Annotated in this window: 17 protein-coding genes; 5 read left to right on the plus strand and 12 right to left on the minus strand. The window is 62.8% G+C overall.

The window, feature by feature from the left end:
- Window positions 1-95: 95 nt before the first annotated feature.
- The 6 genes from rapZ to BBBF_RS05155 all read right to left on the minus strand — a co-directional run bounded on the left by rapZ (window position 96) and on the right by BBBF_RS05155 (window position 8,870).
- The gene (gene rapZ / locus BBBF_RS05130; RefSeq protein ID WP_003813279.1) at window positions 96-1,040 is read right to left on the minus strand and encodes an RNase adapter RapZ; all 945 of its coding nucleotides are present in this window, start codon (window positions 1,038-1,040) and stop codon (window positions 96-98) included.
- Window positions 1,040-2,002 carry a shikimate dehydrogenase family protein gene (locus BBBF_RS05135; RefSeq protein WP_003813281.1) on the minus strand — a complete coding sequence of 321 codons (963 nt, stop codon included), beginning with the start codon at window positions 2,000-2,002 and terminating at the stop codon, window positions 1,040-1,042. Before BBBF_RS05135 ends, rapZ begins: the two co-directional genes overlap by 1 nt.
- 193 nt (window positions 2,003-2,195) lie before the next feature.
- On the minus strand, window positions 2,196-4,538 hold the full coding sequence (gene uvrC / locus BBBF_RS05140) for an excinuclease ABC subunit UvrC (RefSeq protein WP_017143419.1): 2,343 nt from the start codon (window positions 4,536-4,538) through the stop codon (window positions 2,196-2,198).
- Complete coding sequence (uvrA, locus tag BBBF_RS05145) at window positions 4,535-7,468, minus strand: excinuclease ABC subunit UvrA (RefSeq protein ID WP_167335617.1); 2,934 nt, start codon at window positions 7,466-7,468, stop codon at window positions 4,535-4,537. The genes uvrC and uvrA overlap by 4 nt, the downstream gene beginning before the upstream one ends.
- 303 nt (window positions 7,469-7,771) lie before the next feature.
- Window positions 7,772-8,413: a hypothetical protein gene (locus tag BBBF_RS05150; RefSeq protein WP_021648404.1), complete on the minus strand. Its 642-nt coding sequence runs from the start codon at window positions 8,411-8,413 to the stop codon at window positions 7,772-7,774.
- Window positions 8,414-8,570: 157 nt separating this feature from the next.
- Complete coding sequence (locus BBBF_RS05155; protein ID WP_003813289.1) at window positions 8,571-8,870, minus strand: hypothetical protein; 300 nt, start codon at window positions 8,868-8,870, stop codon at window positions 8,571-8,573.
- A gap of 440 nt (window positions 8,871-9,310) precedes the next feature.
- On the opposite strand from BBBF_RS05155, the gene BBBF_RS10300 reads away from it, so the two are divergent.
- From BBBF_RS10300 to BBBF_RS05165, 3 genes are all read left to right on the plus strand, one after another.
- On the plus strand, window positions 9,311-9,607 hold the full coding sequence (locus tag BBBF_RS10300; protein WP_021648401.1) for a response regulator transcription factor: 297 nt from the start codon (window positions 9,311-9,313) through the stop codon (window positions 9,605-9,607).
- Window positions 9,608-9,735: 128 nt separating this feature from the next.
- The gene (locus BBBF_RS10305) at window positions 9,736-9,975 is read left to right on the plus strand and encodes a winged helix-turn-helix domain-containing protein (protein WP_021648400.1); all 240 of its coding nucleotides are present in this window, start codon (window positions 9,736-9,738) and stop codon (window positions 9,973-9,975) included.
- Complete coding sequence (locus tag BBBF_RS05165; protein WP_021648399.1) at window positions 9,972-11,411, plus strand: sensor histidine kinase; 1,440 nt, start codon at window positions 9,972-9,974, stop codon at window positions 11,409-11,411. The genes BBBF_RS10305 and BBBF_RS05165 overlap by 4 nt, the downstream gene beginning before the upstream one ends.
- Window positions 11,412-11,439: 28 nt before the next feature.
- Here the strand turns inward: BBBF_RS05165 and BBBF_RS05170 are convergent, their stop codons facing one another.
- Window positions 11,440-12,189: a M15 family metallopeptidase gene (locus BBBF_RS05170; protein WP_003813295.1), complete on the minus strand. Its 750-nt coding sequence runs from the start codon at window positions 12,187-12,189 to the stop codon at window positions 11,440-11,442.
- A gap of 231 nt (window positions 12,190-12,420) precedes the next feature.
- Here BBBF_RS05170 and BBBF_RS05175 point away from each other — a divergent pair, with 231 nt between their 5' ends.
- Window positions 12,421-14,022, plus strand: coding sequence for an ABC-F family ATP-binding cassette domain-containing protein (locus BBBF_RS05175; RefSeq protein WP_003813299.1), 1,602 nt, complete (start codon window positions 12,421-12,423; stop codon window positions 14,020-14,022).
- A gap of 410 nt (window positions 14,023-14,432) precedes the next feature.
- On the opposite strand, the gene galE is transcribed toward BBBF_RS05175, so the two are convergent.
- Genes galE through BBBF_RS05190 form a run of 3 tightly spaced genes read right to left on the minus strand, consistent with a single transcriptional unit; the run spans window position 14,433 to window position 18,103 of the window.
- Entirely contained in the window at window positions 14,433-15,455 is a 1,023-nt protein-coding gene (galE, locus tag BBBF_RS05180) for a UDP-glucose 4-epimerase GalE (protein ID WP_021648398.1), read from the minus strand.
- 45 nt (window positions 15,456-15,500) lie between these two features.
- Window positions 15,501-17,015: a UDP-glucose--hexose-1-phosphate uridylyltransferase gene (locus BBBF_RS05185; protein ID WP_013389960.1), complete on the minus strand. Its 1,515-nt coding sequence runs from the start codon at window positions 17,013-17,015 to the stop codon at window positions 15,501-15,503.
- A complete protein-coding gene (locus BBBF_RS05190) occupies window positions 17,015-18,103 on the minus strand; it encodes a phosphotransferase enzyme family protein (protein WP_021648397.1) in 1,089 nt (362 codons plus the stop codon). The genes BBBF_RS05185 and BBBF_RS05190 overlap by 1 nt, the downstream gene beginning before the upstream one ends.
- Window positions 18,104-18,392: 289 nt before the next feature.
- Between BBBF_RS05190 and BBBF_RS05195 the strand changes: the two genes are divergently transcribed.
- Complete coding sequence (locus tag BBBF_RS05195) at window positions 18,393-19,547, plus strand: ROK family protein (RefSeq protein WP_003819272.1); 1,155 nt, start codon at window positions 18,393-18,395, stop codon at window positions 19,545-19,547.
- A gap of 142 nt (window positions 19,548-19,689) precedes the next feature.
- On the opposite strand, the gene BBBF_RS05200 is transcribed toward BBBF_RS05195, so the two are convergent.
- Entirely contained in the window at window positions 19,690-20,631 is a 942-nt protein-coding gene (locus tag BBBF_RS05200) for an ROK family protein (RefSeq protein ID WP_017143424.1), read from the minus strand.
- A gap of 228 nt (window positions 20,632-20,859) precedes the next feature.
- Complete coding sequence (gnpA, locus tag BBBF_RS05205) at window positions 20,860-23,115, minus strand: 1,3-beta-galactosyl-N-acetylhexosamine phosphorylase (protein WP_035139486.1); 2,256 nt, start codon at window positions 23,113-23,115, stop codon at window positions 20,860-20,862.
- Window positions 23,116-23,157: the final 42 nt, after the last annotated feature.

Below are 23,157 nucleotides of genomic sequence, written 5' to 3' on the forward strand. Positions count from 1 at the left end.
ACCGGCTTACTGTGATACCTAATCACTTGGACAAGAATACGCGATGCTGCCGGATTATGGAAACGAAATGTTTGCATAGTGGCTGCACGGTCTCGCTACGCGCGCGCCCGGTGCAGCTCGCGGGCCGATACGGTGACGGATATGCCGTGCGCGCGCAGCCGCCTCGCAAGTTCCTCGCTCATGACGACGGAACGATGCTGCCCGCCCGTGCATCCGATGGCGATGGTCACGAAATGCTTGTCCTCGTGAGCGTAGCCTTCCAACGCCACGAGGATGGCCCGCTCGTATGCGTCCAGGAAATCGCCCGCACCCGGACTTGACAGCACGTAATCGCTGACGGGCTTGTCTTGCCCATTGAGCTCTCGCAGCGTCGGCACCCAGAATGGGTTCGGCAGGAACCGCACGTCCGCCACGAAATCGGCGTCCATCGGCAGCCCGTATTTGAATCCGAAGCTGAAGATGTGCACGGCCACCGTGGACGGGCCGGAGCCGAGCATCGCCTCGTATAGTTTGGTCGACAGCTGGTGGATGCTCAGCGAGGACGTGTCGATGACCATGTCGGCCCGTTCCTTGAGGTTGGCCAGCAGGCTGCGCTCCTCAAGGATGCCGTCGATCAGACGGTTTCCACGCTGCAGGGGATGGGGCCTGCGCACCGACTCGTACCGCTTGATGAGCACTTCGTCGCTGGCGTCAAGGAACAGGATGCGGGCGCGCACCCCCAGGTCGTCGAGATGGCTGAGCACGGCTGACAGGTCGTCGAAATACTCGCGCGAACGCACGTCGATGACGGCCGCGAGCTTGTGCACGCCGTCCTTGCCGGCATTGGTCATCATGTCGACCAGCGGGACCAGTAGTTTCGGTGGCAGATTGTCGACGACGTACCATCCCATGTCCTCCACGCAGTCGGCGGCATGGGAACGACCGGCGCCGGACATGCCCGTGATGAGCAGGACCTCGAAGTCGTCCGCGGGCTCCGGCCTGTTCCCGCCCGCCGGCGGCACAGGCGCGCCGGCCGGGCTCATGGTTGCGTGATCGTTCATTACAGTGCCTCCTCAAGGGCATGTCGCATCGCGGGTTCCAGCACATCCGTCAGGGAGCTGTCGGCCGTGTCCGCGCCGGTCATGAGGATGACCTGCAGGATGGCCTGCCACAGCAGCATCTCCTCACCGCCGATCGCCAGCCCTCCCTTGGCCCTCCATGCGCGGATCAATGCGCTGGGGCGGGGGTCGTAGACCACGTCGAGCAGGATGCCACGCGGCCGGAAGGAGTCGTCGTTCCCGATGGCTTCGGCGACCGCGTCGGCGGCGTGGCCGGGAATCGTGCTGATGACGATGTCCGCGTCCCGCAGGGTGTCGGCCGACGCGTCGATCGTCTTCTCCTCGTATGCGATGGCGTCGCCCTCGCCGATGATGTCTGGCAGCTGCCAGTTCTTGCCCGGGTGGCGCGCCGCCACAGTGATGCGTTTGTTCGTCTGCCCGTTCTTCAGCATGACCGTGCATGCGGCGACGGCCGAGGCCGCGGTGTTGCCGTTGCCGATGACGGCGGCAGAGGTTACGCTCTTCCAACGGTCAGGCTCCCCGAGGGCCTTGAGCTCATGGTCGAAGGCGAGCACGATGCCCATGACGTCGGTGTTGTAGAGGCGGATCGCTGGCAGCGAGCCCGTTGCGGAGGTGCCGTCGGGGGTGGCACCGGGGGTGATGCCAGGTTCGGCGGGCCAGTCGAAAATCGCGGTATTGGCGACTTTGAGACGCTGCGCCCACATATTGGACGGAGTGCCATAGGGCTGAATGGTTTTCTTGAGCGGCATGGTCAGGCTCAGACCGCACCAGGTCGGATCAAGCCCTTTGAGAAATCCGTCGAGATCGCTTTCGCCGACCTCGTGCCGCTCGTACGCCCAGTCATCCAGCCCGAGCGCCTTGTATGCGGCATTGTGCAGCACCGGCGACAACGAATGGGCTATCGGCTTGCCGAGCACGGCGCAACGATGTGCAATCACGGTCATACCCCTCCTTGCTCACTGCCTATATCATTCACTGCCACCATCGTACCGTAAATGTTCTTAACAAAATCGTCATAGACCAATGAATTCCGCTGGCGGGATATGGACTTCGCGCCCCAGCGGGGACGGAGTCCATAGCGCCCCGCTGACGGGGCGGGGTTCATAGACCGCCAGCGGGGGCGAACGAGGTGTGCGGTTATTCGGCGTGAAGGGCGGTGTGGATGGCTTCGGCTTTGGCATGGCCTATGCCCTTGACCGCTTCGAGTTCCTCGACGCTGGCGTCACGCATCGCACGCACTGAACCGAAGTGGCTCAGCAGGCGCTTCTGGTAGGTCTCACCCACGCCGGGAATGCCATCCAGCGCGGAGCGCAACGCGCCTTTGCGTCGCGTCTGACGATGATAGGTGATGGCGAAGCGGTGCGACTCGTCACGCACCCGCTGCAGCAGGTACATGCCTTCGGACTGGCGTTTGAGGATGATCGGGTATTCGTCGTCCGGCACCCAGACCTCTTCGAGTCGCTTCGCCAGACCGCAGACGGCCACATCGTTCACGCCGCAATCGGCCAGAGCCTTCGCCGCGGCCATGACCTGCGGATGGCCGCCGTCGACGACGACCAGATTCGGGATGTAGGCGAAATGATGCCGGTTCGTGTTCTGCTGGACGACTCCCGCGTCCCGTATGCCGTCAGGAGACGATGCCGTCGTCGTGGATGCGGATGTATCGGACGATTCGGCACGGCGCTCGTTGTCCATGCTGTCGCCGGAGTCGCCGGCGATGTTGCCGTGTCTGAACCGTCGCGTCAGCGTCTCGTAAAGGGCGCTCAGATCGTCGAGCGCACCCTTGCCGTCATCACCGCGAATGGCGAATCTGCGGTATTCGGATTTCTTGGCGATGGCGTCCTCGAACACGACCATCGAGGCGACCTGGAACGCCCCGCCCACGGTGTTCGAAATGTCGTAGCATTCTATGCGCAGCGGTGCCTGAGCGAGCCCGAGTGCCTTCGCGACGTCGTTCATGGCCGCGGTGCGCGTGCCCATGTCGCTGATGCGGCTCATCTTGCTGCGTTGCAGCGCCTGCCCGGCGTTCTCGTTCGCCCGGTCCATCAGCGCCTTCTTCTCGCCGCGGCTTGCCACGCGGATGGTGACCACGGCGCCACGCAGCCCGCTCAACCATGATTCGAGTTCTGCACGGCGTGCCGGCTCGACCGGCACGATGACCTCGCGCGGCACTGGGGCGATTGGCGCCAGCAGGTCCGCGCGACCGGTCTGTTCCTGCCGTTCGCGTCTCGTGCGTGTCGCCTGCGCGCGCTCGACGCTGCTCTTGGCCGTCACCGTCTGCGTGCTGCCGATGGCGTCGCGTCTCTCCACGATGGAGGCTCCCCCTTCGGCCGTCGACACGCCCTCATTCCCGGAGGGCGAGGCCATGGAAGGGTCCGTTCCATCATGAGGATCGACGTTCAATCCGTTGTCGGCGGCCACGTCTGAATACACCTGCATGATCAGGTCGTCGATGAGTTCGCCGTCGGATACGTCCTCGACGCGTTCGACGCTCCAGTTGCGTTCTCCGCGAATCGAGCCGTCACGCACGATGAAGGCGTGCACGGACGCCTCAAGCTCGTCGGATGCCATGCCGAACACGTCGGCGTCCACGTCCTGATCGAACACGACCGCGTTCTGCTGCATGACGGTCTGCAGCATCTGGATTTCGTCGCGCAGCCGCGCGGCCTTCTCGAATTCGAGTTCGGCGCTGGCGTCCTTCATGTCCCGCGTCAGCTGGGCGATGTAGCTCTTGCCGAGCCGACCGGTCATCACGCCGACCAGCTGCTCGCACATGCGCCGGTGCTCCTTGAGCGCGATTCTCCCGATGCATGGCGCCGAGCATTTGCCAATCGACGCGAGCAGGCATGGTCGCCCGGTGAGTTCGGCCTTGTGGAACACGCTGGTCGTGCAGGTACGCACCGGGAATGTGCGCAGCAGTTTGTCCAACGATTGTCTCAGCTCCCACACCTTCGCGTAGGGGCCGAAGTAGCGGGCGTCCCTTCTCTTGCGGCTGCGGGTGACCCATACGCGAGGCACGGCCTCCCCCGACGATATCGCCAGATACGGGTAGGTCTTGTCGTCGCGGAACTGCACGTTGAAACGGGGATCGAACTCCTTGATCCACGTGTATTCGAGAGTGAGCGCCTCCAGTTCGGTGCCGACGACCGTCCATTCGAGGCTACGTGCGGTGAGCACCATCGTCTGCGTGCGCGGATGCAGCAGATACAGCGGCTGGAAATAGTTGGTCAACCGGTTGCGCAGGCTTTTCGCCTTGCCGACGTAGATCACGCGTCCTTCGCCGTCCCGCCATTTGTAGACTCCGGGCTGGGCGGGGATATCTCCGGTCTTCGGCCGGAACAGGTCGCGCGTGTCCCCCAGCAGCGGAGCCCCGTTCCTGTTCACTTTGGCGACCGCATCCGAAGCGTTCGCCTCCCCGCGCAGCGAATCGGCCGCTTTTCTCCACACTTCGGGTGAATGCCGCTCGATATCGTTCGTCACAGCATGTCCTTGAGGAACTTGCCCGTCCAGGACGCTTCGCATTGCGCCACCTGTTCGGGTGTGCCCTGCGTGACAATCGTGCCGCCGCCGTCGCCTCCTTCCGGGCCCAAATCGATGATCCAGTCGGCGGACTTGACCACGTCGAGATTGTGCTCGATGACGATCACGGTATTGCCTTTGTCTACCAGTCCCTGCAGCACGAGCAGCAGTTTGCGCACGTCCTCGAAGTGCAGGCCCGTGGTCGGTTCGTCGAGGATATACACTGTCTTGCCGGTGGACCTGCGCTGCAGCTCGGTGGCGAGCTTGACGCGTTGCGACTCTCCGCCAGACAGCGTGGGCGCGGGCTGCCCGAGGCGAATATACCCCAGTCCGACCTGCACAAGCGTGTCGAGGTAGCGGGAGATCGACGGGTACGCCTTGAAGAACGTGGCGGCCTCCTCGATCGGCATATCAAGCACGTCGGCGACGGTCTTGCCGTTGTATTTGACCTCCAGGGTTTCGCGGTTGTACCGCTTGCCGTGGCATTCCTCGCATTCGACGTACACGTCGGGCAGGAAGTTCATCTCGATCTTGAGCGTGCCGTCGCCGTGGCACGCCTCGCAGCGGCCGCCCTTGACGTTGAACGAGAACCGCCCCGGGCCGTAACCGCGCACCTGCGCCTCCGGCGTCTTAGCGAACAGCGTGCGGATCTTGTCCCACACGCCGGTGTATGTGGCCGGGTTCGAGCGCGGAGTGCGCCCGATCGGATTCTGGTCGACGTGGATGACCTTGTCGCACTGGTCAAGGCCCTCGACGCGCGTGTGCTTGCCCGGCACGATGCGCGCGCCGTTGAGCTTGTCGGCGAGCACCGGGTAGAGGATCGTGTTCACCAGGGTCGATTTGCCGGAGCCGGAGACGCCGGTGACCACAGTCATCACGCCAAGGGGGAAATCGACGGTGATGTTCTTCAGATTGTTCTCCCTTGCCCCCACCACGCGAAGGCGCTTCGTGGCATGCGGCTTGCGCCGCACGGCCGGCACTTCGATGCTCCGTCGGCCGGCGATGTAATCGCCGGTGACGGACCGGGGCGCCTCGATGAGGCGCTTCGCCGGACCGGAGTAAATCACCTCGCCGCCGTGCTCGCCGGCACCGGGTCCGATGTCGACCACCCAATCCGCCCTCTCGATGGTTTCCTGGTCGTGTTCGACGACAATCAGCGTGTTGCCGAGGTCGCGCAGATGGTGCAGCGTCTCGATGAGACGCGCGTTGTCACGCTGGTGCAGTCCGATCGATGGCTCGTCGAGCACGTACATGACGCCGACCAGTCCGGAGCCGATCTGCGTGGCAAGCCTGATGCGCTGGGCCTCGCCGCCGGACAGCGTCTTGGCCGCGCGCGACAGCGTCAGGTAGTTCAGGCCGACATCGTTGAGGAATCCCAGCCGGGCCCGGATCTCCTTGACCACTTCGCCGGCGATCGTCGCCGCCGCTCCCTCCAGTTTCAGCCCATTGATCCACGCTAGCCCGCGTTCGACGGGCATGTCGCATACATCGGCGATGGATTCGCCGTCTACGGTGACCGCCAACACTTCGGGGCGCAGCCTCCTGCCATTGCACGCCTGGCAGGGAACCTCGCGCATGTACGACTCGTAGTACTGCTTCATCTGGTCTGAGTCGGTCTCGTGATACCGGCGCATCAGCGTGCGCACGACACCCTCGAATCCGGTCGAATACTCGCGCAGCCGCCCCCACCGGTTGCGATATGAGACGTTGACCTTGAAATCATGCCCGTACAGGATCGAATGCCGCACGTCCTCAGGCAAATCACGCCATGGGGTGTCCATGGAGAACCCGAGTTCGTCGGCCAGGCCCTGCAGCACATGCCCGTAGTATTCGGTCGTGGTCTTGCCGCCTCCCCACGGCTCGATCACGCCGTCGGACAGCGACTTGGAATCATCGGCGATGACCAGATCGGGGTCGATCTCCAGCTTGTAGCCGATGCCATCGCACACAGGGCAGGCCCCGTATGGCGCATTGAACGAGAACGTGCGGGGCTCGATCTCGTCCAACTGCAGCTGATGCCCGTTCGGACAGGCCCTGTGCTCCGAGAACGGTTGACGCCGATTCGGGTCCTTCTCGTCCAAGTCCACGAAATCGGCGACGATGACACCTTTGGACAGCCGCAGCGCGGTCTCGATCGAATCAGTAAGCCGCTGTCGGATGCCGTCGCGGATCATCAGACGATCCACCACGACCTCGATGGTGTGCTTTTTCTGCTTGGTGAGCTTGATGTCGTCGGACAGCTGGCGCTCCTCACCGTCGATCAGCGCGCGGGCATAGCCGTCGCCGCGCAGCAGCTCCAAAAGATCGGCGAACTCCCCCTTGCGGCCGCGTACAACGGGCGCGAGAATCTGGAATCTCGTGCGTTCCGGGTTCTTCAGCAGCATGTCCACCATCTGCTGAGGGGTCTGCGCGCTGACCAGCTCGCCGCATTCGGGGCAATGCGGTACGCCTGTGCGGGCGAACAGCAGTCGCAGATAGTCATAAATCTCGGTGATCGTGCCCACGGTCGAACGCGGATTGCGGTTTGTGGTCTTCTGGTCGATCGACACCGCAGGGCTCAATCCCTCGATGAAATCCACATCCGGCTTGTCCATTTGCCCGAGGAACTGACGCGCATACGCGGACAACGACTCCACATACCGGCGCTGCCCCTCCGCGAACAGCGTATCGAACGCGAGTGATGACTTGCCGGAGCCGGACAGTCCGGTGAACACGACCATCCTGTTGCGCGGCACGGCGAGATCCACGTTCTTCAGATTGTGTTCACGCGCACCCTGGATGGTGATCTTCAGATCGTTCGGGATATGTGAGATGTCCGCCACCAATGAGGAGTCGGTCTTGCGCATCGGCGCCTTGCGGATCTCGCGCGACAGGAATGTGTCGCTGCTCATCACACGTTCGATCACGACGTCCCCGCCGCCCGATTTCGACGTCTTGCGTCCAGTCACAACCCCGCCTTTCCTCGCACATCCCATCATCAACGGTAGATCATGCTCAACAATACCCGACTTCAAGACAAATGTCGAACATCAGTTCGATGGCGTGTCCCATATTCAAACACATGGACTATACACCGTCCGATCCGTGACGCCCCCGAATACGCAAAAGCCGGACGGCCATCAGACCATCCGGCTTTGCACGGCGAAACCGCATCACGGCCGTTCCGCGACCGTCACACGATCATGCACACGCCCTCACACCCGCTGCTGCAGCCAGCCGACGAGCAGAACAATCACCTGAGCAAGCAGGCCGAGCAGCGCGAAGAAGCCAATCCACGCAATCGCGGTGGCGGCACCGTCCGAGTAACCGTAGCCGTAATATCCGGAATTGCCGGAGAACAGGTAGATGAGCCACGCGAGCACCTTCAGGCCGGCGGCCGCGACCATGGCGACGAACGCGGCCATCTTGAACCACTGCGGTCCGTGCTGCACGACGTTGAGACCGATGACCCACACCGCCAGGATTGCGGTGAGCATGAGCCACGGAGTCGAGCCGAAGAGGAGCTTGTAGCCGAATCCGCTCATGTTGTTGCCGGCATCGACAAGTCTGAGGAACGACAGGAACGTCTCGATGCCGATGAACACGACCATGAGAATGGCGGAGATCTTGGTGACCGCGCGCACGTTCATCGTGTCGAGGAAGCTCGGCCCCTGCGGCTGGGGAGCGTAGCCGGGCTGCTGCGGGTAGCCGGGCTGCTGGGGATACCCCTGCGGATACTGGTATCCGGCGGGCTGCTGCGGAGCCTGAGGAGCCTGAGGAGCACCATAAGGCGCCTGATATGCGGGCTGCTGCGGGGCTTGCGGCTGCTGCGGGCCGGGCTGCTGCGGATATGTCATGGCTAACTTCTTTCTGTGTCAGTCCAATATGATGGTTTCAATATACCGCCATTTCATGTCCGGCTGACGAAATACTCCACATATTTGACGGGTATTCGTTGTGCGATGCCACAATATTCGCTGCAAGACGACGCACGAATCCGGCACGCGCCGCCATCTATTCGCTGCGCAGCGCCCAGTGCCCGTCGCAAGCCGATTTCGTCTCGTCGTTCCAGACCGTGACGATCATCATGTTGGCGATGCTCATGCCGCCCACGATCAGCGCTATCATGCCGATCATCAGGCCCAGCGTCGTCAGCGAGTCGTCCTCGGTGTTTCTCGCCTGTGACAGGTCAGCCGACGCGGTGACGTACACGCCGGAGCCGCCGATGTTCGCCGCGTGGGCGAGGATACGGCGAATCCTTTCGTCGTTGCCTGATTTCGTGCGCACGCAGATCGCACTAATCCGGCGTATCATCTCCTCCTAGTCCGAGTATTGCGAGAACGCCCATTCGTCGCCGACGATGACAGAGCCTTTGCCAGGCTTGTCACTCCTTCCGGTACGTGCGGGATCCTTGACCAAGGTGAGTCCCTTGGCGCGACATTCCCTCACATAGCACAACGCCGCATGTCAGCCCCCCCCATCAACCGTTTACCACTCATAAGCGTTTTCTTTCCAGTAAGAGATCCGTTGAACAAGCCGGATGGGCGACCATGCCCATCTTCATACTCCGATGGCGGAATACGATACCATTCATTGCATGCCGACCATGGTTCCTATACAACTTTCATCGTATCCTCTTAATAACGTTTGAGTGTTCCATGACCAGCCGCCGGATGCTCACTCAGCTCCGAAAACCGCGACAATAATGGAAACGGATTGGCTCTCACGCAACCTACGTATCCGAGGAGGTTCCCATGCGCATACTGATCGTCGAAGATGACCGTGACCTCGCCGCCGCGCTGGACGACGCGCTGCGGTTCGAGGGGTATGCGACCCGCGTCGCATACAACGGGCTGGAAGCGGTGCGCATGCTCGCCGAGCAATCCATCGACATCGTGCTGCTCGACCGCGACCTGCCGATCATGTCCGGCGACGCGGTGATGGAGACGATCGCCTCGAACGACATCCCCGTGTCCGTGCTGATGCTCACCGCGGCAGCGCAGGTCAGGAACCGCATCAACGGTCTCGAACTCGGGCCGACGACTACCTGATCAAGCCGTTCGCCTATCCCGAGCTACTCGCGCGCATACGGGCGCTGCAACGCCGTGCCGGTAAGGGCGACTTCTCCGGCACCGAATTCTCACACAACGGCATCGTCCTCGACACGGTCCGTCACACCGTGACCCGTGACGGCAAGCCCGTCAACCTGTCGCCGAAGGAATACGGCGTGCTGCTGGAGATCATGAAGGCGGACGGCAGCTACGTCAACGCCGAGGAACTGTTCGACACCGTGTGGGCGGGCGCATCAGCCACCGACCTCACGGACGCCATCAAAACCACCGTATACTCGCTGCGACGCAAACTCGGCGAGGGCAACGGCATCACCTCCACCAGAGGAAAGGGGTACCGTCTGTCATGACCGCATCACACGCAGCAGACGCCGCAACAGACTCAGACGCAACCTCGGAGGCGGCCCCGGTCACCGACACGGCCGCGGCAACGGCCGCCGCCAAAGACACCGCCGGCGGCAATGGCCATACACACCGTCGCCGCCGATTCCCCTGGCCGTCGACGTTCCGAGGCCGGCTCATCGCCACCATATCCATCGCCGCCCTGGCGATGCTGGCCACCGTCATCATCACGCAGAACATCATCGTCTCACAGGCGGCACGGCAGCAGAAGAACAACATCGTCATGTGCACCGACAAGGACACCGGCGAACTGATCACGGTGTACTTCGACAAGAACCAGACCAGCTCCGACCTCGATCTGGAGGATGAGCCGAACGCCGTCGGCAGCTCCGCCACCGCCGTCCGCTCCCCGATGCCCTCGGTACAGCAGGATACCGTCGAGACCTCCGACCCGGAGTCCACCGTCACCAAGATTGAGGTGACGCATATCGGCAAGACGGCGAGCGCCCTGACCGACTCCTTCATCACGATGATGCAGTTCATCTCCATCGGCACGTTCATCATTTTCGCCGTGCTCTCGCTCATCGCGTCCTGGCTCGTCGGCTCTCGCCTGTCCAAACGCGTGGCCAAGATCAGCAAGCAGGTGGAGGCGTTGAAGCCCGGCGATCTCAACGCTCGCATCGCCCCCGACGGCAGCGATGACGAGATCGGCAAGCTCATCGAATCCATCAACGGCATGCTCGACCGACTGCAGAACGCCACGGAAGCGGAGCGTCGGTTCGTGTCGAACGCCTCCCACGAGCTGCGAACACCCATCGCCGCCGTCGCGACCAATCTGGACGCCCCACTGTCCCAAGGCCGTTTCCCGGCCGACGTGGAGCCCGCCATCAGGCGGGCGCTCGCCGCGAACCGTCGCGGCAGCGACCTCGTGCAGGCACTGCTCACGCTCTCGCGCATCCAGAGCGGCGTCATCGATGCCGAGGACGTCACCGCCCTGCAGCTCGCCGATTTCATCGACGACGAGCTGGCCGAGGTGGAGGAGCAGGCCGATAAGCGCAACATCCTCGTCACCACGCGCGATGTCGCAAGCGACGTGCAGGTCCAGGCCAGCAAATCGCTGATGGACTTGGCCATCGGCAACCTGCTGCGTAACGCCATCATGCACAACATCAGCTCGGGCACACTCGACATCGCCGCGAGGCAGGAGCACTGCGCCATCATCGTGACCATCACCAACAGCACCGACGAAACGCTGCCGGACGATCTGATGAATCTGAAGCAGCCGTTCCACCGCGGCGAACACTCACGCATCAGCGCCGAGCCCGGCGTCGGCCTAGGCCTGTCGATCGCCGACGCCGCATGCGAGGCCATGGGCGCGACGCTGGAATTGGACAGGCCGGACGAGCAATCGTTCCGCGCCACCATCACCATCGCGTCGGCATAGATTGATACTGCGGCAACGGCCCGTCCAGCTACTTCGCGTACTCCTCAAGCGTCTGGCCGGACTCATGCATCGCCTTCGCCGCCTCGGCTCCCACATACCGGTAATGCCATGATTCATACGCGTTGCCGGTCACGTCGGTCTTCCCTCGCGGATAGCGCAGGATGAATCCGTACCGCCACGCGTTGTCTGCAAGCCACTGGTGCTCGTTGACGCTGTCCTTGGTGCCGGTGGCCCCGCTCGCGTTGATGTCCACCGCCAGGCCCAGCTCGTGCTCGCTGGTCCCCGGCTCGGCCACCCATTGAGACGCCTGTCTTCTCGCCTCCTCCTTCGACGCGCCCTCGTTCTGATACAGGAATATCTTCTCGTCCAGCAGCTGCCGCTGCACGGCCTCCGTACGGTACGCCGACGTGACCTCCGGGTGAAGCCCCGCGGCACGCATGTCATCGAACATGCGCTGCAGATCGGGGTAGATGCGCGAATCCACGCTCTCGCCGTTGCTGAGCCTGGTCAGTTTCGGTGCCGGATAGTCGTCGGGAATCCTGTTCCACCGGTTGACGACAATCAGACTCCAGCTCGACGGAGAGTATTTCGCCTGCGCGACGCCGGGCGCAAACGGCCCCCGGCCCGCGAAACGCCCCAGGCAGAACAGCAGCGCCAGTATGGCGGCAAGCAGGACGCCCAGCACGACCGACACGCGCAGCAGCGTCCTGCGGTTCCTTCTGTTCCGGCACTCGGCGAACGTCCGAACGCGCCCATCTCCCGTCATCATCCGTTCCATGCCTGTCGCTCCTTCACTGGTCTGCCGTCATCGCAACATCACCATAAACATTAGGATTCGTAAGGTTTCCCGGCCATCGACCACGGGGACGAAACGGCTTATGATCCGCGGGGATGACAACCCCGAGACACCCCTGAGCCAGTACCCTGACCGCCAGTCGGCACGTGTTCGCTATGATGGACGGTTGGACTTCAACGAATACGGACAACAACAGAAAGACGAGCGGGACACATGGCTATTGAGGCGCAGGGACTTGAGATTCAGATCGGCGCGCGCACCTTGCTCCATCCCACCGATTTCCACGTCGCCAAAGGCGACAAGATCGGTCTGGTCGGTCGCAACGGTGCCGGCAAAACCACACTCACCCGCGTCATCACCGGCGACATGCTCCCCACCAGCGGCAAGGTGCGCGTATCCGGCAAGCTCGGCTACCTCCCCCAGGACACGCATGCCGCCGACCAGGAGCAGACCGCGCTCGACCGCATGATGAGCGCCCGCGACATCGCCTCCATCATCAGCCGCATCCGCAAAGCCGAAAAAGACATGACCAACCCGGACCCGGACATCATGACCAAAGCCATGAACCGGTACGACAAAGCCATGCAGGACTTCGACAAGGCCGGCGGCTATGCCGCACAATCCGAGGCCATCGCCATGGCCGACAGCCTCGGCCTCCCCCAGGACGTCATGCAGCGTCCCCTCGGCACCCTCTCCGGTGGCCAACGCCGCCGCATCGAACTCGCCCGCATCCTTTTCTCCGATGCCGACACCCTCATTCTCGACGAGCCCACCAACCACTTGGACGCAGACTCCATCGAATGGCTGCGCGGATTCCTCAAGAAATACGAAGGCGGATTCCTCGTCATCTCCCACTCCACCGAGCTGCTCGACGAAGTCGTCAACAAGGTCTGGCATCTCGACGCGCAGACCGGCCAGATCGACATGTACTCCCTCGGCTGGAAAGCCTACCTCCACCAGCGCGTCGTCGACGAGGAGCGTCGTCGCCGCGAACGCGAGGTCGCCGAGAAAAAAGCCGACCGGCTCATGAAGCAGGGCATCCGCCTGCACGCCAAAGCCACCAAGGCCGTCGCCGCCCAGAACATGATGCGCCGCGCCGAACGGCTCCTGTCCGAGACCTCCGATGCCCAGAAGCAGGACAAGGTCGCCGACATCCGCTTCCCCGAACCGGCACCCTGCGGCCGCACCCCCATCATGGCCAAGGACATCTCCAAGGCATACGGCTCCAACATCGTCTTCGCCGGCGTCAACCTCGCCGTCGACAAGGGCTCCCGCGTCGTCATCCTCGGCTACAACGGCGCCGGAAAAACCACCACCCTGCGCCTGCTCGCCCACATCGAAGACCCCGACACCGGCGTCGTCGAATACGGCCACGGCTGCAAGATCGGCTACTTCGCCCAGGAGCACGACACCCTCGATCTCAACGCCACCGTGCTTGAGAACCTCACCCACGTCGCCCCTGAGCTCAACGACACTCAGGCTCGTTCCATCCTCGGCTCCTTCCTCTTCTCCGGCGACGACGCCTTCAAACCCGCCCGGGTCCTCTCCGGCGGCGAAAAGACCCGTCTCGCCCTCGCCACGCTCGTCACCTCCCGCGCCAACGTCCTCCTCCTCGACGAGCCCACCAACAACCTCGACCCCGCCTCCCGCGACGAAATCCTCAAGGCCATCGCCAAATACGAAGGCGCCATCGTCCTCGTCACCCACGACGAGGGCGCAGTCCAGGCCCTGAACCCCGAACGTGTCCTGCTGATGCCCGACGGGGACGAGGATCTGTGGAACGATTCATATCTCGACCTCGTTGCCGAGGAGTGATGGAGTGTCGGCTGCGTTGTTCCTCAGTCGCGGTACCCTCGTACCGCTTCCTTCGGTACGCCTTGCCGACACACGCATCACTTCACGGCAATCCACTGAACAAACACCACACATATCGGGCCTGTCCGTACCCTTTTGCGTGCTTAAGTGCGCGCCGGAACGACGACCGTGCGCACTTAAGCACGCAAACCACCGGTTTTGCGTTCCTATGTTCGCGCACTCGTCGTTCCGACGCGCACTTAAGCACGCAAACGCGACTTGACCCATGACCTTGCCAACGTTCCGGCGAATATCAACGGCAAAAAACGAATGATGCCCGGTGGTTCCTGAATCTCAGGAGCCACCGGGCATCATTCGTAAGACGGCCAGACGATCAAATCACGCCGATCGGCCGATCGCACGGGCCGATGTCACTCGGCGTCGCGGTAACCGCTCGGGTTCTTGGTCTGCCAATTCATCGACGACGCAGCCATGTCGTCGATGCCGAGCTCGGCCTTCCAGCCGAGTTCACGCTCGGCCTTGGAGGAGTCGGCGTAGCAGGCGGCGATGTCGCCGGGGCGACGCGGCTTGATCGCGAACGGAATCGCGTGGCCGGCAGCCTTCTCGTACGCCTTGATGACCTCAAGTACCGAGTATCCGTGACCGGTACCCAGGTTGTAGGTGAACACGCCGGGGCTCTCGACCTTGTCGATGACGGCGACGTGGCCCTTGGCCAGATCGACAACGTGGATGTAGTCGCGCACGCCGGTTCCATCGGGCGTGTCATAGTCGTCACCGAACACCTGAACCTCCTTGAGCTCGCCGAGTGCAACCTTGGCGATGTAGGGGGTCAGGTTTGCCGGGATGCCCTTCGGATCCTCGCCGATCAGGCCGGACTCGTGGGCGCCGACCGGGTTGAAGTAGCGCAGGATGACGACGGTCCAGGAGTCGTCGGCAACGTGCACGTCGCGCAGGATCTGCTCCTCGAAGAACTTGGTCGTGCCGTACGGGTTCGTGGTGCCGCCGATCTGGCTCTCCTCAGTCAGCGGCAGCTCCTTGCGCGTGCCATAGACGGTGGCGGACGACGAGAAGATGACCTTCTTGACGTCGTGGGCGCGCATGGCCTTGAGCAGCACGATGGTGCTGTTGAGGTTGTTGTCGTAGTATTCGATCGGCTTGGCGACCGACTCGCCGACGGACTTGAGCGAGGCGAAATGAATCACCCAGTCGATGTCGTTCTCGGTGAAGATGCGGTCCATCAGCGCCTCATCGCGGACATCGCCCTCGTAGCGCTTGACGGTCTTGCCGGTGATCTCCTCGACGCGATCGAGCGCCTTGGGCGACGAGTTGCTGTAGTTGTCCACGCAGACAACGTCGTACCCCTTGTTCAGCAGCTCGACATCGGTGTGCGTACCGATGTAGCCCGCGCCGCCCGTTACCAGAATGGTAGTCATGTGTTCCTCCTTGAAAAACAGCTGTGGATGACTCCAACAGTCATTCTAATGCTGAGTATGGAATCCGAGGCCTTCCATGAAGTCCCGGGTGAGTTCCTTGTGCTTGAACACGGCCGTGTTGCCCAGGATGCGCTCGCATACGCTGCCGAGTTCGTCCTGCACCGCGGCGTGGATGGCGTCGCGGTCGCGCTCGCCGTTCAGTGTCGCGGTGAGTTCGTCCCATTCGAGCGTGAACTCGCCGACCTCTTCCGGCAGCGGCTTGCCCTCGGCGAGGGCGTCCTCGATCAGGCCGAGCTGGTTGATGAGACGGCCGGGCAGGATGAACAGCCCCTGCGCCTCGATCAGGCCGATGGGCTCCTGCTTGACCGGCCAGAACTCGGGATGCGCATGGAAGATGCCTTCCGGCAGTTCCTCGCTGACCGAGTTGTTGCGGAAGATCAGGCTCATTTCGTAGCCGCGCTCGGTGATGATCGCGCTGGGCGACACCGCGGAGCGCTTGCCGTCCTCGCCTTCGCAGATGATGTCCAGCTCGGGGTTGGAGTAGTTGATCCAGCCTTCGCGGATCTTGTCGCACACCTCGATGATCGTGTCGCGCGATTTGGCGACCACGCGCACGGCGGTGCCGGGCCAGTCGAGGATCTCGATGGTCGCGTCCGGGTATTCCGGCAGCGTCATCGTCGCCCAGGCGGCCGCCTTGTGCATCGGCAGCAGTTCGCCGCCGCCCTGGTAATGGTCATGGGCGAGCACGGAGCCGCCGATGCGCGGCAGCGCGGCGTTGCACCCGAGGAAGTATCCGGGGAACCGGTCGACGAAGTCAAGCAGGTGCCCGAACGTGGAGCGGCTCACGTGCATGGGCGTGTGCTCGTCGTTCACGCAGATGCCGTGCTGGTAGAAGTACCCGTACGGGGAGAACTGCCAGAACCACGGTTCGTCGCCGAGTGTGGCGGGGATGGTGCGCAGCGTGCGCTTGTTGCGCCCCGCGAAACCCTCGTTCTCATGGCAGATCGTGCATGCGGGGTATCCGCCGGCCACCGAATTGCCCGCGGCGGCCTTCTTCATGTTCTTGAATTCGGGCTTGGCGAGGTTGATGGTGATGACCAGGCCGTGGGAATCGAAGCGCGGGTTCTTGTCGAGCACGCCCTTCTTGACATAGTTGTTGGCGACGCAGTAGTCGTAGAACCAGCGCATGGCCTCCATGCCGCCATGTTCGCGTTCCACTGCCTCGAACCGGTCCTGCACGGCGGACGGCGTGCCGGAGAGCATGCCCATCACGATGTCCGCGTACACGGGTCCTTCGTCGGCGTCGAACAGCCCCGCCGCGACGGCCGCGGCGCGGAACCGAGTCAGCAGGTCATCGGGCAGCGTGTCGTCGCTGGTCGCGCCGGTGGGACGGTACGAGTCGAGCGAGAACAGCTCGAAGATGCGGTTGCGCGTCCAGTCGGCATCGCGCGGGTCGAGTTCAAGCCGCTTGCGCGCGAAGTCGACGAGCGCGTCGATGCTCGCGTAGACGGCGTCGAGTCCGCCGCAGGCGCAGTCGTCCTTCTTCTCTTCCGTGGTCATCAGCGGGCGGTCCTTTCCATGACGTCGTCGACGATGGCGCGAATCTCGTCGGCCTTCTGCTCCATCTCCTGCACGAGCTTGATCTGGGTGCGAGCGCGCACGAGGTTGTGATCGGGGTACTTGGTGGCGAAGTACGTGTCACCGGCGAGGTAGTCGGCGAGGAAGCGCATGCCGCATTCCATCGTCATCATGTTGCCGGCGAACGCGAGCAGCTCGGCCTCCTTGTCGGTGATGCTGTCGCGCACCTTGCCGACGAAGCCCTCCGCGTAGGCGCGGAACAGTTCGGTGCTGAAGTGGACCTTGTCGAGATCCTTCTCGTCTTCAAGCGCGGTGGACGCGCCGAAGCGGATGGAATCGCCGAAGTCGAACAGCATGGAACCCGGCATGATGGTGTCGAGGTCGATGATGGCACGGGCCTTGCCGGTCTTCGCGTCCATCAGGATGTTGTTGAGCTTGGTGTCGTTGTGGGTGACGCGCAGCGGAACGGAGCCGTCGGCCAGCCCGTCCATGATGCGGGAGTACTGGTCTTCGTGGGCGAGGAAGAAGTCGACCTCCGGCTTGCAGGTTTCGGCGCGGCCCATCTTGTCGGCTTCCAGCGCAGCCTTGAAGTCGCGGAAGCGGCTCGGCGTGTCGTGGAAGTGGGCGATGGTCTCGGTCAGCTGGGAGGCATCGAAGCCGGCCAGGAAGTTCTGGAACTCGCCGAACGCGGCGCCGGACTCGCGGAACACGTCGGCGTTGGGGACGAGGTTGTAGGAGATGGTGCCTTCGATGAACTTGTATATCCTCCAGGCGCCGTCCACCTCCTCGTTTTCGATGTAGCTCGCGCCGTCCTTGGTGGGGACGATGTCGAGCGTCTCCTGGTTCTTGGAGCGCAGGTAGGCGGTGACGAGTTCGATGTTGCGCATCAGGTGCACGGTGTCCGGGAAGATGTCCGTGTTCATCTTCTGCAGGATGTACCGGTGCTGATCCGTGTTGATCAGGAAGGTGACGTTGATGTGGCCGTCACCGTATGCGGTGATGCCCTTGACGTCGCCGTCGATGGCGAACTGATCGACGATGGCCGCCAGTTTCGGATCAATGTCAGTCATGTGGAACCCTCTTTTCCTTGTTGTGCCGCAGGTTGCCGCCGGTCTTCACCGCCACAACGACCCCCTATCTGAAGCTGCTGTGCCACTGCGACGCAGCAGCTGTCGGCGCATACGCACCGTTATTTGTTAATTATAGTTACATAAATGACAAACCGCCATTCTTCGGCGTTTATAGTTCCTGAATCCCCTTTTCTATTGCTATAATATAAAGACTGTGGATTTGAACATGACCACACCGCAGCTCGCATGATCCGAATCATGGGCGCTCTGACAAGAAACGACTGAACCAATGACTTCGTACGCCAACACCATCTCGTTCCCCCTGCACACGCCCGGCAGGACGACGAAGGCAAGTCCCGCCGACGTGCGCCGCAACAACCGTTCCCTGGTGTTCGGGCTGCTGTTCCCGAACGGGCAACTATCCCGCGCCGACCTCGGGCGGCAGACCGGACTCTCGCGCGTGGCGATATCGGGAGTCGCCAACAGCATGCTCGACGAAGGGCTGATCTGCGAGAGCGGTTTCGACGTCAACGCCTCCGGCAAGGGCAAGCGCGGCACGCTGCTGAGCATCGACACGTCGCGTCTGCACATCATCAGCGTCGACCTGTCCCAGGAGCATCTGGTGCAGGGAGCCGTGACCGACCTGCTGGGCACGCCACAGCAGCGCATGGAAATGGCGCTCGGACCGGATAACGACATCAACGCGGACATGATCGTGCAGCTGGTCGACCAGCTGCGCACCGACATCGACGCCGACACGATCATCGGCATCGGCATAGCGGCGACTGGTGTCGTCGAGGACGGTGTCATTCGCGAATCGACGGTGTTGGGATGGCGGGACCTTGATCTGAGAGGCATGCTGGAACGTCGTTTCGGATTCCCCGTCACCATCAGCAACGACGTCGTCTGCTCCATGCTCGCGGAGCGATTCTTCGGGCATGGTGACAAGAGCATGCTGTTCATCAAGATCGACCGTGGCATCGGTGCCGCGACGCTGATCGACGATGTGACGGTGATCGGGCAGAACCATGCCGGAGGCGAGATCGGGCATATCTCCCTCGACCCGGAGTCGGGGGTGTTGTGTCCGTGCGGCAAACGCGGGTGCCTGGAGACGATGGTCACATCGCCGGTGATTCGCGAGCGGATTCGCCGCGCGTCGACGCCCGAGGAGCAGCTGGACATCATCCGATCCTGCGGCGAGCAGCTCGCCGCGGCGCTCGCCATGCCAATCGGCCTGCTCGACATCAACGACATATGCGTGTATGGCCCGCCGGACATCGTGAACGCGGCGTTCCTGGAGGCGACGCAGCGCCGTGTGGACATGGTGTCGTCGTCGAAGTTCCACAAGCATACCTCCGTGCGACGGTGCCAGGTGGGTTCGGATATCGCGCTGCGCGGATCCGCCATCGACGTGGTTCATCATTACATCGAGAACGGTCACTGAGAGAACCACCGAAAGGTCCTTGCGATATGAATCGAGGGCCGCTCCCCCGTTCAGGGAGCGGCCCTCGATTCATGTTCTGCTCACATCCGGCCGTGCGGCCCGGGTGGTTTTGGAAACTCCGTCGCCGGTACCGGTGTGCCTATCAGGCCTCCGGCGCGGCCCACGCGGCGCCCAGCGCTCCGACCGGCTGGTCGAGTTGCGCAAGCTTGATGCGTTCGCCGAGATGCAGGCCCGTCAGGAACGGGCAGGTGCGCTCGCGCACGCGCAATTCGTCCAGGGTGACGTCGATGAGCGGCTGGCCGGTCTTCGCCATGCCACCGCCGAAGATAATCATGCGCGGGTCATAGGATTGTGCGACGATCTGCACGGCGTCGACGATGGCGTGGGTGACCATGACGAGTATGCGCTGGGCGTCAGGCTCGCCGCGACGGGCGCACTCGATGAGATCCGGCATCGGAGGCTTGCCTTCGACCGGCCAGTGGCGACCGACCGACGCTCCGGAGCACACGGTCTCAAGACAGCCGCTCTGCCCGCAGGGGCACGGGAAGCGGTTCGGGTCGATCGGGATATGGCCGATCTCGCCGGCGGCCCCGCTGAAACCGTGCTGGACGACGCCGTCGACGACGATGCCCGCGGCGAGTCCGGTGCCGAAGTTGAGGAACACGATGGTTCCTTCGGGGTGGGATCCGCCGACCATACGCGCGGCGCCGACCGCGGCCGCATTGACGTCGTTCTCGACGTGCACGGGAATACCGAGGCGCTTGCCCGCTTCGGTACCAAGCTCCAGCGTATCGATGTCGAGGTTGACGACGTTGTCGACACGACCGGTTTCTGGATTGACCTGTCCGGGGATGCCGATGCCGACCGTGGCGACCTGATCGAACAGATCGCCGGCCACCTCATGGGTGATCGATACGACATCGTCGATGACCTGCGCGTTGCCGCGTCGTGCGGGAATGCGCACGTCGTTGCGAACATTATCCTGCGGATCGACGAGAACGGCCTCGATCTTGGTGCCGCCGATGTCGATGCCGACGCGGAAGCGGTCGGCAGGTGTCTGCTGTGCTGTATCCTGCACTGTCATGTGTTGTGTCCTTACGTAACAGCGGATATGCGCGGTTCGCACATCCTTGACGAATATGTGGGGCAAGGCATATCGTCATGCCTTGCCCCACCGATGGGTCTGAGTGTCAGGGCCTCCGGAGGAAGGAGAAGGAAAGCACGGAAGCCCTGATCCTCAAGTCTTGCTGTCCGATCCATCTGTCCCCGTCCGTCCCGCATCATGCCGTGGGACGGACGGGGACTGCACAGATCAGAGGTTGCGCCAAGCGATGGCGCTCTGGTCGAGGTCGAAATGCTCGACCGAACCGTCAGGCAGAGCCACATCCGTGGACTGCGGACGGTCGGTGTTGTTGATCACGCAGTACTGGCCGGCATCGGGGAACACCGCGACCTCGCACTCGGGGTTGGTGGAGCTGTATGCCGTGTACTTGTCCTCGTTGTGGGAGGCCCAGAACAGGGCACGCTCCAGCAGACGGGCGTTCGCGGCCGAATAGGGCAGACCGGAGACGTATACGCCGCGGCCCTTGCCGTACTCGTTGACCGCGAGCTGCACCTGACCGCCGTCGGCACGCAGCAGCGTCACGTCCTCGTTGACCGGGAACGTGTTCGCGATCGGCTCGCCGAAGTCGATGCCGCCAAGCGGTTTGATGCCCTGGCCACCGCCGCAGCCCGACAGCGGGATGCGGTATCCGGCCTTCTCCCACGCTTCGCGGGCGGCGGGATCGACATGCACGTCGGCGGTGATGAAGTGCTCCGGCGTGACGGCCGGGAAGTACTTGTCCACCGACAGCGTCTGGTAGCGTTCCTCGTCCACGCCCAGCACGTCGGCCAGCTGGAAGAAACGACCAGCCTGGAAACGGGCCAGCGAACTGGGCTCTCCAACGCCGACGAATGCTCCGCCGCCGCGCACCCAGGCACGCAGGGTCTCGGTCAGCTTCGGGTTCTTCCACACGTCTCCACCGGTGAACGCGGTGTCGACCGGGCCACCGTTGATGATCACGTCGATGTCGTCGGCGACGCCATGCTCCAGCACGTCATCGAAGCTGATGAACCGCACGTTCACGCGCATGCCCGACAGCGACTCCAGAATGCCGTAATACGAATACGTCTGCTTGTTCGGCAGCGCGTGGGCGACCGTGAACGCCATCCACGAACGCATCTTGCCCCACGAGTTCAGAATCGCCACGTTGAGCTCGCCTTCGGCGGCGACTCCACCGGTACGGTCATGGATGTCGCGGAACTCGTCGGCGATGTGGGTGACGGTATCGACGAACTTCGGGAACTTCGCGGCCAGCGACAGGTATCCGCCGTAGCCCATACGCGAAATCGGGGAACGCAGGATGGCACGACGCGCTTTACGCCAGTTGTCGAGACCTTCGATGCTCGGGTCGTTGCCCTCGTAGAACGTGTCGGGGAAGAAGTACGGCAGGAAACGACCCTCCGTGTACTTCACGCCCGGGATGTCCGCGATCATGCGGGTCGTGGTGCCGTCACCGATCGAACCGACGACAGCATCCAGGCCCAGATCCTCGAAACCATCCTTGTACGGCTCGGTACCGATCCACTGGTCACCCAGGAACATCATCGCTTCCTTGCCGGCCTCGTGCGACATGTCGGCGAGCTTCTTGACATTGGTGCGAACGAAACCGGAGAGGAAGTCGATCCAGTCGCGTTGGGCCTTGCGCGGCACGCGCCACGCAGAGTTATAGGCGCCGCCATCTACGAAGTCTTCGGGGCGCAGGCGGTAGCCGTACTCCTTCTCGAAGTCGTCGAGCGCGGCCGGGCTCACGGTGCAGGCGCAGCCGAACCAGTCCACGACCTTCTCGCGCTGCTTCTGGTCGAACAGCAGCGTGAACTGGTAGAAGAACGTCGTGAAACGCACGACATCCACCTGCGGGTTGTCCTTGAGCCACTGCTCGAACGTGTCGAACACGAACTTGCGTGTCGCCGGGTGGTAGATATCGAACGGAATCTCGTGCTCCTTGTCGCCCCACCCGTTCGTCAGGTGGTTGTACATCTCGACCGGATCCCAGATGATGTACGCGAGGAACGAGACCGTGTACTCGTGCATCGGCGTCGCGCCGGAGACATGCACGGTATCGGTGTCCTCATCAAGCGTCCACAGGGAGGCATCCACGACCTCATTGGTGGTGCGGTCCACGACTTCCCAGTACTTGTGCGGGTCGGCGTCACGGTTCGGCTTGAGCTGCTCCTCGAAGAAGCCGTCCATCAGGGGAACATCCACGATGTCCGCTTCCGCCAGGACGCGCCCGGTGAGCAAGTACACCTGCGGGGTCTCGTCCATGTGCAGCGTGATCCACTCGTTGTGTGCACGGGTCGGAAAGTAGGCGCTGTAGATCTTCTTGCCGAGTGCGAGCACGGACTCGTCAAGGTGTGTGCCATCGGAATTACGGATGGCATCAGCGCCCCACAATTCAGCAAGTTCCTTGGTTTTTTCAGCGAAGTTCTCTTCACTGGGCAATGTGAAGCGGCCAGTGCTGGTCATGGGTTCTCCTTCTTGGGAACAGTCATCGGGGAAAGATATATG

Source organism: Bifidobacterium bifidum ATCC 29521 = JCM 1255 = DSM 20456 (genome assembly GCF_001025135.1).
GTDB classification, from domain to species: Bacteria; Actinomycetota; Actinomycetes; order Actinomycetales; family Bifidobacteriaceae; genus Bifidobacterium; species Bifidobacterium bifidum.